Genomic DNA, 16,058 nt, shown 5'->3' on the forward strand with positions numbered 1-16,058 from the left:
TATTTCTAGCGGAAGAACTGGTTGATGGCGTCATTGATGGCGTCTTCAATGGTTGTTCCGCGGTTGTTTGTTGATGGAGCAGGGGTGTCTCCATCGTCGCTGTCATCATTGTTGGTGGCAGCGGGGGCAGGGCTTGTGCCGTCGGAGATGTCCAAAATGACGGTTCCACCGTCGATAAGCACTGCACCCTGAGGGGTTGCGCTGACTACGGTGCCGCGCGCGCTGCCGGCGCCGGAGACTGAACGCGTGGTGACCTTGTAGCCTTTGGCTTCGAGGGTGCGTCGAGCGGAGGCTTCGCTTTGGCCGACAACCTGGTTGAGGAGTTCGCCGGAAGTGCCGAGGCGGAATGAATCGCTGCTGGATGGCAGTGTTCCTTGCGAAGCTGCGGGGACGTTGCTTGCCATGTTAAACCATGTTTGAGCTGGTTCGTTACCGCCGAAGAGGTTACCGCTGCTGCACTGGCGGACGGGGCCGCTGCACAGTGGGGTGGTGGAGGTGCCGTCATTGTAGATGTATGGAGCTGCGGCAAAGTTGCTGTTGAAGCCCATAAATGCTGAGGACTGGTTGGACTCGGTGGTACCGGTCTTCGCTGCGGTTGGCAAGGACCATCCGTACATGCTGGCTGCAGAGGCCGCAGTTCCGCTGACCGTATCCTTGCTCATGCCGACGGCCAAAGCTGAAGCCGTTTCGGCATCGATGGCGCGCTCACATGCAGGGCGGTCAATGTAGACTTCGTTGCCTTCACGGTCATGGACGCTGGCGATGGGATTGGGTTCGCACCACATGCCACCGGATGCAATGGTTGCAGCAACATTGGACAATTCAAGAGGGTTAACAGCGGTAGGTCCAAGAGTGTAAGAACCGAGGTTGTTGTCCTTCATGTAGTCCGCGATTGAGCTTTCGCCGTCGAAGGAACCTTCATCGGTGTAGCTTCGCAGGCCCAGCTTTACTGAAAGATCCACAACGGTGTCCACGCCAACCTGCTCGATCATTTCAACGAATGCAGTGTTGGGGGACTGCGCGAGAGCGTCCTGCAGAGTCATGCGAGGCGCGTAGGATCCTGCGTTTTCCACGCAGTAAGTATTTGCGGGACAGTTCGCGGCACCGCCGGAGCCCATGCCCTTGACCTCATATCGAGAAGGAACATCCAACATGGTGTCTAGGCCAGCGCCCTGCTGAATGGCTGCAGCGGCGGTAAAGATCTTGAAAATGGAACCGGCACCATTACCCACACGGGACGTTGCCTGAGGCAGCATCGTTTCACCAGCATCCAGGTCAAGGCCGTAGTTGCGGGAAGAAGTAATAGCCAAAATATCGCGGGAGTTCTCGCCAGGCTCAATGACGTTCACAACTTCAGCGACACCTGGGGTGGTTGGATCAACGTGGGAGGACACCGCATTGTGCGCTGCATCCTGAACATCTGGATCCAAAGTCAATTTGATGGTGTAGGAGTCCTTCGCCAGCATATCTTGGGTGATTCCCTGCTCAGAAAGATATTGCAGAGCGTAATCGCAGAAGAAACCACGATCGCCAGCGCCGATACAACCATTGGATAAGCCTTGCGGGGTTTCCAGGACACCCAAAGGTTCCTGCTGGAAAGCCGAAGCCTCGTCTGGGGAAATCGCGCCAGCATCAGCCATAGCGCCCAAAACAGTATTACGACGCTCAAACACAGCATCGTGATTGGTGTATGGATTGAGATAAGACGAAGACTGCACAATGCCCGCGAGCATCGCAGACTGTGGAATGGTTAACTCGGCAGCCGACGTACCGAAATACGTCCGCGCCGCAGCCTCAACACCATAAGCACCATTACCAAAAGGAACAATGTTGAGATAACGAGTCAGAATCTCATCCTTCGACAACGTCTTTTCCAAATCAGACGCCATCTTCATCTCACGGAGCTTACGAGGGATGGAGGTTTCCACAGCAGCAGCCTGCTCCGCCTCATCATCAGCTTCCACCAACAGCAAGAAGTTCTTCACATACTGCTGGTTAATCGTCGAAGCACCCTGCTCCACGCCACCCGCAGCCAGGTTCGTCAGGATTGCACGACCAAAGCCCTGCAAATCCACACCATCATGCTCATAGAACCTGCGATCCTCAATCGAAACGATCGCATCCTTCATCGACGTAGAAATCTGATCACCCCCAACCTCAAACCGCCGCTGCGCATAAATATAAGCAATCGGCTGGTCAGTGGAATCAGTAATCGTCGTGACGCCCGGCCCGCGACCATCCGTCAGATCTGAAAGGTTGGTCTGCATCGTGTCATTGGTACGCGCAACCGCAACGCCAGAAAGACTAGCGAAAGGCACAAGTGCGAGCGCACCAAGGACGCCAGCGGCGACTGTAGATGCAACGAGCTTTGTCAGAGAATTCGTGGTGGACACTCCAACAGCCTAGCGATAACCCCGGGAATCGTGAACCCAAGACTCCAACAATGTCAGCCAATCTTTATTTATTCGACTGTGCGTTACTGCTGACAGTCGGCATGCTTTGGGAATCCACCAGGCAAGCTATAGGGGACTGTAGAGCTGACGTTCGGAAAACGTGCAGAAAACCACGAACTGCAGTCCGGAAAGCGCCCCACTGGCCCTTCGCCGGCAGCCACAGAGGGGTTAGACCATTTATTCGCAACTGTGCTTACACCCAAGAATTCTCCAACAAGAAAAATCCCTCTATCAACATTTTAAGTGAATGACCTTAAGGGTTTGCGGAATGCGATCCATGTTCCAACTCGCCTCAAGCGGTATGTGTGAAGCAGGTTTGAAGCCAGTGATGACCTCTGATGGGGTTAGTTTGTGGCAATTTCGGGGCTGGCTGAAATGCCTAATTTTCCAAAACTGAATTTAATGAGTTGAGCTGTGGTAAGACTAGTGAACTGCAGATATGTTGGACAATTGTAAAGTCCTCTCGTTGGAGGCTTGGCAGTGTGGCCATAAAAGTATTGCCCCCGTTGGTGTGATGCATTCGACAGCAAATTGGCTGTGTGACTACACTTGCGAGTGTATTAAGTATTAGGCCGTGCATATGTAGCGCATTTTAAGGAGATTGTCATGACGTCTGTGATTCCAGAGCAGCGCAACAACCCCTTTTATAGGGACAGCGCCACAATTGCTTCCTCGGACCACACAGAGCGTGGTGAGTGGGTCACTCAGGCAAAGTGTCGAAATGGCGACCCAGATGCATTGTTTGTTCGTGGTGCAGCGCAACGCCGAGCAGCAGCAATTTGCCGCCACTGCCCTGTAGCCATGCAGTGCTGCGCCGATGCCTTAGATAACAAGGTGGAATTCGGAGTCTGGGGAGGCCTGACCGAGCGCCAGCGCCGTGCATTGCTTCGAAAGAAGCCGCACATTACTAACTGGGCTGAATATTTGGCTCAGGGGGGCGAGATCGCCGGGGTTTAATTAATTTCAAGGGCTGGCCATTAACGTGGTCGGCTTTTTTGATTCAGGGCGCACCCCAGGCGCACCCCAGGCGCACCCCAGCGCACCACAGGCGCACCCCAGCGCACCACAGGCGCACCAGCCCAGCACAAGAGCCAACGCAAGTGTCAGGCACGCCAGCAAAGGGGCTAGCAAGAAGCACGCCCCCGAAGCCTTAGAAATGCGTTCCCCGGTAGGATGATTGCCATGACTAAATGGGAATACGCAACTGTGCCTTTGATTACGCATGCAACTAAGCAGATCCTCGATACTTGGGGTGAGGACGGCTGGGAGTTGGTCTCGGTCATGCCTGGTATGAACCCTGAGAACCTCGTTGCTTACATGAAGCGTGAGGTGGCTTAGTTCTTATGGCTTCTAATTCCGAACGCCTTGCAGAGCTGGGCATTTCTCTTCCTTCCGTTGCAGCGCCTGTTGCTGCGTATGTTCCTGCGATTCAGACCGGTAACCAGGTGTGGACTTCTGGTCAGCTGCCTTTCGTTGATGGTCAGCTTCCGGCCACCGGCAAGGTTGGCGCTGAGGTTTCCGCTGAGGATGCGGAGAAGTTGGCTCGTGCGGCTGCGCTAAACGCTCTTGCTGCGATTGATGCGCTTGTTGGCATTGATAAGGTCACTCGCGTTTTGAAGATTGTTGGTTTCGTGGCGTCTGCTGATGATTTCAGTGGTCAGCCTGCTGTCGTCAACGGTGCTTCCAATTTGATGGGTGAGGTTTTCGGCGAGGCTGGGGCGCATGCGCGTTCTGCTGTGGGCGTGGCGGAGTTGCCGCTCAACTCGCCTGTCGAGGTCGAGGTTATCGTCGAGATCGCGCAGTAGCACGCTTTTCGACGCAAAATGCCGGTTCCGCACTTCGTGCGAAACCGGCATTTTTAAATTGACCCTATCGTCCCCTTAGTGTTCGTAAGTAGAAAGATCGTGGTCTTTTGATTCTCTGGTGATTGCGATGGCGATGATGGACACTAGGGACATCGTTGCGAGGAAGACGATGACTGGGGTGACAGAGGTTCCGCCGCCTGGTCCCGCGTAGAGGCTAGCCAGGATGGTTGGGGTGAATCCTGCACCGATGAGCGTGGCCAACTGGTAACCCAGGGATGCGCCTGTGTAGCGCGCGGAGGTTCCGAATTGTTCGGAGATAAACGCTGCTAGTGGGCCGTAAAGCATGGCGTGGAGTGCGAGCGCGATGGTGAATGCCGAGAGCAGGATGAACCAGTTGTCTGAGGTGAGCATCCGGAAGAATGCCGGCAGGTAGGCCACGAACAGTACGAGCGCGATGATCATGACGGGTCGGCGTCCGAAGAGGTCGGATACGCGACCGAAGAGGATCACAAAGAAGACAGAGAACACTGAGGCGACTGCGAAGGCGTAGAGGACGCTGGATCTTTCGATGCCGGATTGTGTTGCGTAGCTGATGGAGAAGGTGGACAAGAGAACTTGAAGTCCGAATCCTGATGCGCCGCCAAGCATGGTCAAGATCAGTGCCTTTGGTCGGCGAAGAACCTGCAAGAGGGGGACTTTACGTTCGGTTGGCTTGGCTTTTTCGGCGGCCGCTGCAGCTGCGAACAGTGGTGATTCGCTAACTTTCGCGCGGATAACCAAGCCGACAATCAGCAGAACGAAAGAGAGCAGGAATGGGATGCGCCAACCCCATGAAAGGAATTGCTCCTGGGTGAGAACAGCAGATGCGGTACCGAGCGCGAAGGTTCCCAGTGCAGCGCCGGTTGGTGCACCAGCGTTGGTGAAGGAGGCGGCGAATCCGCGCTTCTTGGAATCTGAGTGCTCGAGCGCCATGAGGGCAGCTCCGCCCCATTCGCCACCGACAGCGATGCCTTGGCAGATGCGCAGCATGATCAGGATTACCGCGCCCATGCTTCCGATCATTTCAGCGCTTGGGACAAGGCCGATGCATGTGGATGCCACACCCATGATGAGCATGGACAACACAAGCATCTTCTTGCGTCCAAGACGGTCACCGAAGTGTCCGAAGATTGCTCCACCAAGTGGCCTAGCTAAATAACCTGCGGCGAAGGTTCCGTAGGCGGCAATGGTTCCAGCCAGCGGATCGAGATTGGTAAAGAACACTGCGGGGAATACCGTCGCGGAGGCTGCGGCATATAACAGGAAGTCATAGAACTCGATCGTGGAGCCCAAGTAGCTGGATATAATCGCGCGCCGGGATTCTGATTTTCTTTGCTTCGGGCTGAGGTTTTGTAATTCAGCGATCGGCGAAGCTGTGGAAGATGTAGTCATTGCGTTCTCCAAGTGTTTTCAAAGTGACGTTGGGGGGTTTATGAAACGGGGATGGTGAAGTCTCGCAGGATGTTCTTTTGGATTTTGCCTGTGGCGTTGCGGGGGAGTTCTTCGATGATGTGGATTTCTCGTGGAAGTTTGTATCTGGCTAGGACACTGCCTAGTAGTTCTCGTAGTTCCGGTCCGGTTGGTGGGTTGGTCAGGTAGCTTTCTCGGATGGAGACAAAGGCGATGCCAGTTTCGCCCCATCGTTCATCGGGGACTCCGATGACTGCGGCATCAAGGACTGCTTCCAGTTCCTGGAGTGCTTGTTCGACTTCTGCGGGGTAAATGTTTTCGCCGCCGGAGATGTACATGTCTTTGATGCGGTCTTTGATGGTGTAGTAGCCGTCTTCATCTTTGATGGCGATATCTCCGGAGTGGTACCAGCCATTTTGTAGTGCGCTGGCGGTGTCTTCTGGTCGGTTCCAGTATCCGGTCATCACATGTGGTCCGCGGATGAGAACTTCGCCGGCCTCTCCGGTGGGGACTTCTTCGCCGGTTTTCGGGTCCACTAGTTTGATGTCGGTGAAGAAGTGGGCTCGACCTGCGGTTCCAAGGTGTGTGCTTGTGTCTGTTGCCTCGAGGATACAGGCGCCCGGTGCGGTTTCTGTCATGCCGAAGCCTTGGACAATTTTTACGTCGCGTCCTTGCCAGATTCGCAGCGCACGTTCGCTAAGGGGAGAGCCGCCCACCATGATGGCGCGAAGGGAAGAAAGGTCGCGTTCGGCAAATGATGGGTGGTTGGACAACATGTCGATCATCGCTGGCACCATGAAGGATTCGGATACCTTGGAGCGTTCGATTTCGTCGAGGACGTGCTCTGCCCGGAATTCGCGGTGGATGATCACCTTTCCGCCCTTCATCATCACCGGGATGGTGGTCATGTTGAGGCCCGCGATGTGGAATAACGGCGCAGTGGATAAAAGTACCGCGCCTTGTTCAATTTCCTGGCTGAGCAGGGCATTGAAGTAGTTAAAGAAGAGGTTTCGGTGGGATAACATGGCGCCCTTTGGGCGGCCAGTGGTTCCGGAGGTGTACATGAGCAGCGCGATGTCATCATCGCTGACTTCTAGGTCGATGTCGGCGTCGCTCGCCGCTTCAATAAGCGCTTTTCGACGCAAACCTGGACCCTCATCGCCTTCAACGGCCACCATGATGATCTCTGGATGGAGTTCTTGGAGGTAAGTGGCGTGCTCGATGAGGTCGATTCCGTAAAACACGATGCTCGCACCGCTGTCTTGGATGATGTAATCGATTTCGTTTGCCGATAGGCGAGGGTTAACAAGCACGGGTGTTGCCCCAATGAGGTTCGTTGAAAAGAACACTTCTAGCAGGGCAGGGTGGTTGAATCCGACATAAGCTACTCGATCTTGGTGCGCAACGCCGAGGTCTAGAAGAGCATGTCCAAGCCGATTGACTCGTTTGCTGAATTCTCCGTAGGTGATGCTGGTGCCTTCGAATTCGATTGCAGTGGACTCTGGTCGAACAGTTGCCCTGCGTCGTGGGTAGCTTCCTATTCCGAGGTTCACTTTCATTCTCCTTTGTGCTTTAGATCACGTTTGAAGTCATTAAAAGCGTAAACGTTTAAAAAGTCAATCGTTTAAAAAACGTTCTATAGGAAAATTCATCACTCCACAGGGTTTCGGGGGTGGTGATAATCGCTCTTAGCTGCACCTTTGTGGATCCTTGCAATAAGTTTGCCCCCGATCTTCACAATTGTGCCGATCTCTAATTGGCATGAAAAAACCGGCCATGTGAACATGGCCGGCGTGGTTAAGAGACTTAAAAGGCGATTTTGAGCAGCAGTTCCCTTAGTTGTTCTTGCTCGTCGGAGGTGAGGTTTTTTAGAGATTCACCCTCGGCGATGAGGAGGCGTTTGGTGGCTTCGTCGTGAATTTCCAGACCTTTTTCGGTGGCGATGATGATCTTCGAGCGCCTATCCCGGGGGTCAACTTCCCGGGCCACTAATCCGCGCTTTTCTAGGAAATCGACCAAGGCAACAATCTGACTTGGGTCTAGGTCGAGAAATGCTCCCAATTCTCGTTGGGTTGGTTTTAATCCGCTGGCCGCTAGGGACAGTGTGGAGTATTGGCGAACTTTAAGTCCGAGGTCGACTAAGGCTTCGTTTCCTTTGGCGGATCCCTTGGCTCGTGCGCGGGCAGTGAGGAATTGAATCTGCTGGGACAATTCGGCCTCGAGGAATCGTTCTGGTCCGCCAATGATCTCGGCGGTGGGGTTGCTGGTGGTCATAGTGGCTCCATGTGAACTGGCTGAAAAATAGTTTCGATCTTCAATCATTTGAACATGCATGCATTCTGTGCGTCAAGCGAACGATGTAAGTTTTCAAAATTAATAGTTGACATTTTCAACGTTATGAGTTTTCATTGGTATCACGCCCCGACGAAGTGTCTGGGATCACAAACCTTCAAAGGAGTTTGAAATGTCTCTCAATGGAAAAGTCGCCATCGTTACCGGATCTGGTGCAGGACTTGGTCGTTCCTTCGCTCAGGAGCTTGCCCGTCAGGGTGCATCTGTCATCGTCAATGACGTAAACCAGGCAGCCGCAGATGAGACTGTCGCAGCAATCACCGAAGCCGGCGGCAAAGCCGCCGCCGTTATCGCCCCCGTTGGACCCTCTGAAAGCGCCGCATTGCTGGTGCGGGAGGCCGTCGACAAGTTCGGTTCTTTGGACATTCTTGTCACAAACGCGGGCATCCTTCGTGATAGGTCCCTGCTGAAGATGACGGACGATGATTTCGATGCAGTCATTAACGTGCACCTCAAGGGCACTTTCACCTGTGTTCGCGAGGCATTTGGATACTTCAAGGAGAATGGAATCGCGGGGCGCATCGTCACGATTGGTTCTCCCACCGGGCAGCGCGGCAACTTCGGACAGAGCAATTACGCTGCAGCTAAGGCGGGCATTGTGGGTATGGTTCGCACGTGGGCGCTGGAGATGAAGCGCGCAGGTGTCACCATTAACGCGATCATTCCGGAAGCAGCCACCGATATGACCAAGACGGTGCCATATTTCCAGAAGGCTGTAGAGGCCGATGAGCGTGGCGAGGCCATGCCAGCATTCTTCCGCGAGACCCTAGGTTTTGGCACTCCTCAGGATGTTGCGGGACTTGTGGCCTTCCTTTCCTCTGATGAGGCAGCGAATATTTCTGGACAGGCCATCGGTGCAGGCGGCGACCGCATGCAGGTGTGGAAGCACCCAGAGCCAGCAGTTACTGAATTTAACCCAGGTGGCTGGACCTATGAAGCACTGCAGGAACGTGGCAAGAACATTATTGAGGGCAACCTGCAGTCCGTCGGTGTCGTTTTCCCTGAACTGCCGGCAGAGCTTCAGCCACAAATCCCAGTCAAGGCATAACACCGCACACCAAGAATTTTAGGAGGGGTCATGAGCAACAACGTAGTGAAATATGAGTGCGCGGTCGACGCCGACAACATTGTCGCAGTCGATATGCATGTGCACTTGGAAGTCGACAGCTGCGGACACAAATCGATGCCGGCAGACATCATGGCGGCATCCTCGAAGTACTTTAAGACCGCGGAACGAACTCCCTCAGCAGATGCCATTGCTGATATTTATAGGGAACACAAGATGGCGGCGGTGGTTTTCACCATCGATGCGCGGACCCAAATGGGGCATCTGCCGAACTCGATTGATGATTTGGTGGCAAGCTGTGCCCGCAACAATGACGTGCTGATCCCTTTTGGCAGTGTGGATCCTCGTACCGGCGAGGACGCGCTGGTGGAAGCTCGCCGACAGGTGGAAGAACTCGGGGTGCGAGGCTTCAAATTCCATCCATCGGTTCAAGGATTCGACCCATCCGCGCCAGAGTTCTACCCACTGTGGGAATTGCTCGAAAGTTTTGGATTGCCATGCGTGTTCCATACCGGACAAAACGGCATGGGTGCAGGTCTTCCAGGTGGTCGAGGCATTAAGCTGCGCTTCTCCAACCCAATGTTGCTTGATGATGTTGCGGCGGACTTCCCGAACCTGACCATCATCATGGCGCACCCTTCTGTTCCTTGGCAGGATGAGGCTAACTCGATTGCCACCCACAAGGCCAATGTGTTCATTGATCTTTCCGGCTGGTCGCCGAAGTATTTCCCAGAGTCTTTGGTCAGACAGTCCAATAACGTGCTATCCAAGAAGGTGCTGTTTGGCACGGACTTCCCGCTGATTACCCCAGAGAAATGGCTTGCGGCTTTCGCGAATCTGCCACTGAAGGATGAGGTTCGTCCGGGAATCCTCAAAGACAATGCGGTGAAGGTACTTGGCCTAGCCGCTAGCACTGAGCGCGGATCTCAAGCAGAAAAGGTCGTGCAACATGCGTGATCCCATTCAAGGTGCTGTTATTCCTTCTGATCTTTTTGGTTTCGCAGAAGTTCTCACCGAAGCCGAACGCGCAGTTCTTCTGGAAACCCGCAGGGTGCTTGAGGAAGAGGTGAAGCCTTATATTAATGAGGCCTGGGATAAGGCAGTCTTCCCCGATGAGATCGTGCAGCCCCTCCAAGATCTGCAATTGCTTGATCCGCCTGCACTTCGGGAAGCAGGGGAGTCGGTTCGAGACATTTTCACTGGTTTCCGCAATTTTGAACTCGCGCGCTGTGACATCAATGTTGGTACCTATTACAACGCATCTGCTGGTCTCTTCCGAACGGCCTGCATGGTTGGTGGCTCCCCGGAGCAGGCGCAGCGATTGGATGCGCAGATCAAATCTGGTGAGGTCAAGGGCGTTTTTGCACTGACGGAACCTGATCATGGCTCTGATATCGCAGGTGGTCTGGCAACCACGGCCACTAAGGACGCAGACACCGGCGAGTGGATTATCAATGGTGAAAAACGGTGGATCGGTGGTGCTTCCACTGCTGATTTGATCGCTACCTTCGCCAGGGATACAGCCGATAACCAGGTGAAATGCTTCCTCGTGGCACCTCAGGCAGAGGGCGTGTCCATGGAGATTATTGATCGCAAAGCCTCACTGCGCATCATGCAAAATGCACACATTACCTATAACAATGTCCGGGTGTCTGGGGATGCGCGGCTGCACAACATCAATTCTTTCAAGGATGTTTCGGAATGCCTGCGCCGTATGCGTTCCGATGTGGCGTGGATGGCGGTCGGTGCGCAGGCAGGTGCCTATGAAGCAGCCGTGAAGTATGTGCGCAGCAGGGAACAGTTTGGCCGTCCGATCGCGGGGTTCCAGTTGATTCAGGAAAAGCTCGCGCTCATGCTGGGCAATCTCACGGCGTCGCTGGGCATGATGGTCAAACTCACCGATCAGCAGCAGGCGGGAATTTTCAAAGAGGAAAACTCCGCGCTGGCGAAAATGTTTACCTCGCTCAAACTTCGGGAGACCGCTAGTTGGGCGCGGGAAATCTGCGGAGGCAACGGCATCATTTTGGACAACGATGTTGCCCGGTTCCATGCCGATGCAGAAGCCGTCTATTCATATGAAGGCACCCACGAAATCAATGCACTCATCGTTGGTCGCGCCATCACGGGCGTCAGCGCTTTTATCTAACACACTTTTAAGGAGAACATCATGACTACTTCCACCACCCCAAACACCATCGTTTCTTTCGAAGACGCACCAACCCTCACCGGCCAGGACCTGGGCTTTTCGCAGTGGCGCACTGTCACCCAGGAGATGGTGAACACCTTCGCGGACGCAACTGATGATCAGCAGTGGATTCACACTGATCCTGAGCGCGCCAAGGACGGTCCTTTTGGTGGCGCAATTGCCCACGGTTTCCTCACCTTGTCCATGATCATTCCGTTCTGGGGCGAGCTTCTCGATGTCACCGGCGTGACCACCAAGGTGAACTATGGCCTGGATAAGGTGCGTTTCACCTCTCCCGTCAAGGTCGGTTCCCGCATCCGCATGGGCGCTGTGGTCCGTGAGATCTCTGAGGTGAAGGGCAATGGCCTGCACCTGGTCGCCGATGGCACTATTGAGATCGAAGGGCAGGAGCGCCCGGCCGTCGTAGCTACCTTCCTCACCCGCTTCTACGCTTAAAAGCTTGCTTCTCGACGCAAAAACCCATCCGGCGCATCCCTTCAATGTTAGGGGTGCGCTGCTATTTTTCTCCCCAGTTCTACGAAATGACTTATTGTGACTAAGCTTGAGCGCATGGAGCATCCTGCTTACAGCCAATTGCGGCCGGTTACCCCGTCCGCATCTGTTGTTTTGTGCCCTAATCCCGGTTACAGCTCGCTGGAAGGCACTAATTCTTGGGTTATCCGGGCACCAGAAGACCCCCGGAGCATTGTCATCGATCCAGGTCCTGAAGATGAGGGCCACCTTAACGTCTTGCATTCCAAGGCTGAGGAGGTGGGTTTGATTCTTCTGACCCACCGTCACTATGATCATGCTGACGGCGCACAGCGTTTCCGTCAGCTGACCAATGCACCTGTGCGTGCGATGGACCCTTCGTACTGTGCTGGTGCGGAGGAGATTCATGATGGTGAGATCATCACGATCGACGGTGTCACCCCACAGATTGAGGTGGTGGCCACACCTGGTCATACCCGTGATTCTGTGTCTTATTTCATCTGGAGTGGAGTCCCTCATGAGTCCACTTTGGAGGGCATCGTTTCTGGCGACACCATTGCGGGTCGTCACACCACGATGATTTCAGAGACCGACGGCGATTTGGGTGAGTACCTGAATTCTTTGGCCATTTTGGAGGAGCGCGGCAAGGATATTCCGCTGCTTCCAGGACATGGTCCAGATGGACAGGACGTGTCCTCCTTCGCGCGTAAGTACATTGAGCGTCGTGAGCTGCGTCTGAACCAGATCCGTGAGGTATGGGAGACCCGTGGCCGTGACGTGTCCATGAAGGATCTCATCGACGCCATCTACGATGATGTTGATCCAGTTCTGCGTGGTGCAGCCGAGCAGTCCACTCATGTGGCTATTCGTTACCTGCAGGCTCAGGAAGCTTCCGCCTCAAACTAAACACTTTTAACTAAACAACAAAGAAAGCGCCTAATCAGTATGAAACTGATCAGGCGCTTTTTAGCGCTTTGGTGATTATCGAGCGCGACGTGCCAAATGCTCGGTGTCCACAATGAGGACGGACTTGCCCTCGAGGCGAATCCAGCCACGGTGTGCGAACGTTGCAAGAGCCTTATTCACAGTTTCACGGGAAGCACCGACGAGCTGTGCGATTTCTTCCTGAGTGAGGTCGTGGTTCACGCGCAGCGCGCCAGCTTCTTGGGTGCCGAAGCGGTTAGCCAGCTGCAGAAGGGTCTTAGCAACGCGGCCTGGGACGTCGGTGAAGATGAGGTCAGCCAGGGAAGCGTTGGTGCGACGCAGACGACGAGCCAGAACGCGCAGGAGCTGCTCAGCGATAGCTGGGTGGTCAGCTACCCAGTTGCGCAGCATGTCAGAGTTCATGGTTGCTGCATGAACTTCGGTGACACACACTGCAGAGGAGGTGCGTGGGCCTGGGTCGAAGATGGAGAGCTCACCGAACATGTCGGAAGGACCCATGATGGTCAGCAGGTTTTCGCGGCCGTCCGGTGCGTGGCGCGCAAGCTTCACTTTGCCGGAGGTGATGATGTAAAGGCGGTCACCTGGCTCGCCCTCGTCGAAGATGGTTGCTCCGCGTGGGAAGCGAACGGTCTCCATATCCTGGATGAGGTTATTGACTGCCGTTGGGTCAACGCCTTGAAAAATTCCGGCGCGCGACAGGATCTCCTGTACACCTTCCACTGCTTTTCTCCTTCATCTGCACACATCTTGTTTGAGTCCGGATGAGTGGCAACACCTGGGGTGTTAGGGTTTGAGATAAAATCCGGATGACACCTAACTGGAGGCATCTATTAATGTGGCAAAGACCACTCTACTATGCAATTGGTCACCATGTTAGTGCATTTGGCTAAAATGTCACACTTTAGAAACCGTAATTTCAATATTCACAGATTGCTGGCAGCCAAAGTTTATTTTGAATAAATCTTTCAAAATAACCCTTATTTAGGCAGCTGATGCTTCCTGCACGTCACCGTCATTTAAGTTTTCTGCACCGATAGCGTCCTTTGCTAACTTTACCTCAGTGTTCTGCGGAGCGTTGGAGTGCAGGAAAGAAGACTCGATTCGCTCCATCGCAAATGCAAAAAGCATCAGCAAGAGCGGGATGATCACCACAAGCAAACCTGTCATGGGAGTCATTCTAATGATGAATCAAATCCGCGCTAACTTAAGGGTATGGGTTCCATTACTCCGCAGAAGCGGCCTCGCGTGGGGTCTCACATCGCGAACAAGGGTCAAGAGACTGATATCGGGCGAAAACGCCGAGCTCGACGCATCAATCGCACACTCACCGTGGCATATCCGGATGCGCACTGCGAATTAGATTTCACCAATCCGCTAGAACTCACGGTCGCCACCATTTTGTCCGCCCAGTGCACGGACGTTCGCGTGAACCAGGTGACGCCCGCGTTGTTCAAGCGCTATCCGACGGCCACAGATTACGCCAACGCCGATCGCACGGAATTGGAGGAGTTCATCCGTCCGACAGGCTTTTACCGCAACAAGGCCACTTCTTTAATCGGCCTGGGTGAGGCACTAATTTCGCTTCACGACGGCCAGGTCCCCGGTACCCTTGAGCAGCTAGTTGAGCTGCCGGGGGTCGGGCGGAAAACCGCCAACGTGGTGCTGGGAAATGCTTTCGGTGTTCCGGGAATCACGGTGGATACACACTTTGGCAGGTTGGTGCGTCGCCTGAAGCTCACTGATGAAGAAGATCCCGTCAAGGTGGAAAAAGTGATGAACGAACTCATCGAAAAGCCTGAGTGGACCATGTTTTCACATAGGCTGATCTTCCACGGACGTAGGATATGTCATAGTCGACGCGCCGCCTGTGGAGCCTGCATGCTGGCAGCTGATTGCCCATCCTTTGGTTTGGAGGGGCCGTCAGATCCATTTGAGGCGCAAAAACTCATTAAAAGTGATGATAGGGAGCACCTGCTGAAAATGGCAGGAATGTAGAAAACAAATGACAAGCAGTGCAAAGTGGTCCATCGTTGGAGTTGTCGCCATCCTGGCTGTGATCGTTGCGTTAATCCCGCAGCTTGTGGGTGGAGAAAGCGCAGAGGAAGCGCAGGGGGAGACGTCGACAAGCAAAATTACGACGCGTCCTGACTGCGTGGCCTCTGGCGCGGCGGGTGTGGATCTGCCCTGCTTGGGCGGCGCCAACGGCGTCGGCAACGAGCTGGCCACCGTGGTGAATCTGTGGGCGTGGTGGTGCGAACCGTGCCGCGCGGAGCTGCCGATTTTTGATGAATTCGCCACCACCCACCCCGAACTCAACGTCATTGGCGTGCATGCAGACCAAAACGCAGCCAACGGCGCCGCACTCCTTGAGGATCTGGGCGTGAATCTTGCAAGCTACCAAGACGATTCCAACCTGTTCGCAGGCACCCTTGGGCTGCCGGGCGTCGTGCCGATCACCATCGTGGTTTCTCCAGACGGCAATGTAGTGGACACCTTCCCGCAGCCTTTCGAAACCATCGATGACCTCGAAACCGCTGTGGCAGGGGCGCTGCAGAATGCGTAACTACCCTGATTTACCGCATGATTTCCCAGGTCAAAACACAGAGCTCACCCCCGCAAAGGCACCCGTGTGGATGCACCGACTCTTAGACCGCATCCACACCGGCCGCATGGCCAACCCGCTGGACGGTGCGGAAACGCTCGGCGACACAGACTCCGAAAAGCGCGCTGCCGTGCTCATGCTATTTTCTGGCTCGGAAACCTCCTTTGACCTGCCCAATGACGCCTCCGTGCTGCTGACGCACCGCACCCCGACGATGCGTTCCCATGCAGGTCAGATTGCCTTTCCCGGTGGCCGAATCGACCCCACCGATACTAACGCCGTGGACTGCGCCTTCCGCGAGGCCTGGGAAGAAACCGGGCTGGATCGCCGCACCGCAACCCCATTAGCCCAGCTCAACGAGGTGCACATCCGTGCCACCGGATACCCCGTCTACCCAATCCTTGGACACTGGCACACCCCATCACCCGTCGCCGTGGCCAGCCCACACGAAACCGACGAAGTTTTCGACGCCCCACTCTACGACCTCATCGACCCCAAAAACCGCCTCATGGTCGGCTGGCGCGAATGGCACGGACCAGCGTTTCGAATCAACGACTACATCATCTGGGGATTCACCGGCGGACTACTCTCCGCGATCCTCGACACCGCCGGCTGGGCCACCGAATGGGACACCGACCGCATCTTCGACCTGGAAAATACATTGTCAACATCTCGCAACAATGAGCGTATGCGTTAGGCTGACGGGCTC

The 16,058-nt window shown here is 54.7% G+C and carries 17 protein-coding genes; 11 read left to right on the forward strand and 6 right to left on the reverse strand.

The window, feature by feature from the left end:
* Nucleotides 1–5 precede the first annotated feature (5 nt).
* The gene (locus CGL_RS01465) at nt 6–2,393 is read right to left on the reverse strand and encodes a transglycosylase domain-containing protein (RefSeq protein WP_011013529.1); all 2,388 of its coding nucleotides are present in this window, start codon (nt 2,391–2,393) and stop codon (nt 6–8) included.
* Between the two features lie 666 nt (nt 2,394–3,059).
* On the opposite strand from CGL_RS01465, the gene whcA reads away from it, so the two are divergent.
* The 3 genes from whcA (at nt 3,060) to CGL_RS01480 (ending at nt 4,258) form a co-directional block, all read left to right on the forward strand.
* Nucleotides 3,060–3,410 (forward strand): WhiB family transcriptional regulator WhcA, encoded by a 351-nt coding sequence (whcA, locus tag CGL_RS01470; protein ID WP_003863319.1) that lies wholly within the window; start codon nt 3,060–3,062, stop codon nt 3,408–3,410.
* Nucleotides 3,411–3,635: 225 nt separating this feature from the next.
* Nucleotides 3,636–3,791, forward strand: coding sequence for a DUF4177 domain-containing protein (locus CGL_RS01475; protein WP_003855791.1), 156 nt, complete (start codon nt 3,636–3,638; stop codon nt 3,789–3,791).
* 5 nt (nt 3,792–3,796) lie between these two features.
* Nucleotides 3,797–4,258, forward strand: coding sequence for a RidA family protein (locus tag CGL_RS01480; RefSeq protein WP_003855793.1), 462 nt, complete (start codon nt 3,797–3,799; stop codon nt 4,256–4,258).
* A gap of 75 nt (nt 4,259–4,333) precedes the next feature.
* Here the strand turns inward: CGL_RS01480 and CGL_RS01485 are convergent, their stop codons facing one another.
* From CGL_RS01485 to CGL_RS01495, 3 genes are all read right to left on the reverse strand, one after another.
* Entirely contained in the window at nt 4,334–5,689 is a 1,356-nt protein-coding gene (locus CGL_RS01485) for an MFS transporter (protein WP_011013531.1), read from the reverse strand.
* A gap of 38 nt (nt 5,690–5,727) precedes the next feature.
* Complete coding sequence (locus tag CGL_RS01490) at nt 5,728–7,266, reverse strand: acyl-CoA synthetase (protein WP_011013532.1); 1,539 nt, start codon at nt 7,264–7,266, stop codon at nt 5,728–5,730.
* A 247-nt stretch (nt 7,267–7,513) separates the two neighbouring features.
* Nucleotides 7,514–7,981, reverse strand: a complete 468-nt coding sequence (locus tag CGL_RS01495) for a MarR family winged helix-turn-helix transcriptional regulator (RefSeq protein WP_011265516.1) — start codon at nt 7,979–7,981, stop codon at nt 7,514–7,516.
* Nucleotides 7,982–8,171: 190 nt separating this feature from the next.
* Here CGL_RS01495 and CGL_RS01500 point away from each other — a divergent pair, with 190 nt between their 5' ends.
* From CGL_RS01500 to CGL_RS01520, 5 genes are all read left to right on the forward strand, one after another.
* Complete coding sequence (locus tag CGL_RS01500; RefSeq protein ID WP_011013534.1) at nt 8,172–9,107, forward strand: SDR family NAD(P)-dependent oxidoreductase; 936 nt, start codon at nt 8,172–8,174, stop codon at nt 9,105–9,107.
* 30 nt (nt 9,108–9,137) lie between these two features.
* Complete coding sequence (locus tag CGL_RS01505; RefSeq protein WP_011013535.1) at nt 9,138–10,082, forward strand: 4-hydroxyphenyl-beta-ketoacyl-CoA hydrolase; 945 nt, start codon at nt 9,138–9,140, stop codon at nt 10,080–10,082.
* Entirely contained in the window at nt 10,075–11,271 is a 1,197-nt protein-coding gene (locus tag CGL_RS01510; RefSeq protein ID WP_011013536.1) for an acyl-CoA dehydrogenase family protein, read from the forward strand. Before CGL_RS01505 ends, CGL_RS01510 begins: the two co-directional genes overlap by 8 nt.
* Before the next feature lie 21 nt (nt 11,272–11,292).
* Entirely contained in the window at nt 11,293–11,766 is a 474-nt protein-coding gene (locus tag CGL_RS01515; RefSeq protein ID WP_003863309.1) for a MaoC family dehydratase, read from the forward strand.
* 114 nt (nt 11,767–11,880) lie between these two features.
* A complete protein-coding gene (locus CGL_RS01520) occupies nt 11,881–12,708 on the forward strand; it encodes an MBL fold metallo-hydrolase (RefSeq protein ID WP_020948499.1) in 828 nt (275 codons plus the stop codon).
* A 75-nt stretch (nt 12,709–12,783) separates the two neighbouring features.
* Here the strand turns inward: CGL_RS01520 and glxR are convergent, their stop codons facing one another.
* Together glxR and CGL_RS01530 are read right to left on the reverse strand one after the other, a co-directional pair.
* Nucleotides 12,784–13,467: a CRP-like cAMP-activated global transcriptional regulator GlxR gene (gene glxR / locus CGL_RS01525; protein ID WP_003855810.1), complete on the reverse strand. Its 684-nt coding sequence runs from the start codon at nt 13,465–13,467 to the stop codon at nt 12,784–12,786.
* A 261-nt stretch (nt 13,468–13,728) separates the two neighbouring features.
* Complete coding sequence (locus tag CGL_RS01530; RefSeq protein WP_011013538.1) at nt 13,729–13,914, reverse strand: hypothetical protein; 186 nt, start codon at nt 13,912–13,914, stop codon at nt 13,729–13,731.
* Between the two features lie 45 nt (nt 13,915–13,959).
* Here CGL_RS01530 and nth point away from each other — a divergent pair, with 45 nt between their 5' ends.
* Genes nth through CGL_RS01545 form a run of 3 tightly spaced genes read left to right on the forward strand, consistent with a single transcriptional unit; the run spans nt 13,960 to nt 16,046 of the window.
* Nucleotides 13,960–14,742: an endonuclease III gene (gene nth, locus CGL_RS01535; protein ID WP_011013539.1), complete on the forward strand. Its 783-nt coding sequence runs from the start codon at nt 13,960–13,962 to the stop codon at nt 14,740–14,742.
* Nucleotides 14,743–14,749: 7 nt separating this feature from the next.
* Nucleotides 14,750–15,310 (forward strand): TlpA family protein disulfide reductase, encoded by a 561-nt coding sequence (locus tag CGL_RS01540; protein WP_011013540.1) that lies wholly within the window; start codon nt 14,750–14,752, stop codon nt 15,308–15,310.
* Entirely contained in the window at nt 15,303–16,046 is a 744-nt protein-coding gene (locus CGL_RS01545) for an NUDIX hydrolase (protein WP_011013541.1), read from the forward strand. The genes CGL_RS01540 and CGL_RS01545 overlap by 8 nt, the downstream gene beginning before the upstream one ends.
* Nucleotides 16,047–16,058: the final 12 nt, after the last annotated feature.

It is taken from the genome of Corynebacterium glutamicum ATCC 13032, assembly GCF_000011325.1.
Classification (GTDB): domain Bacteria; phylum Actinomycetota; class Actinomycetes; order Mycobacteriales; family Mycobacteriaceae; genus Corynebacterium; species Corynebacterium glutamicum.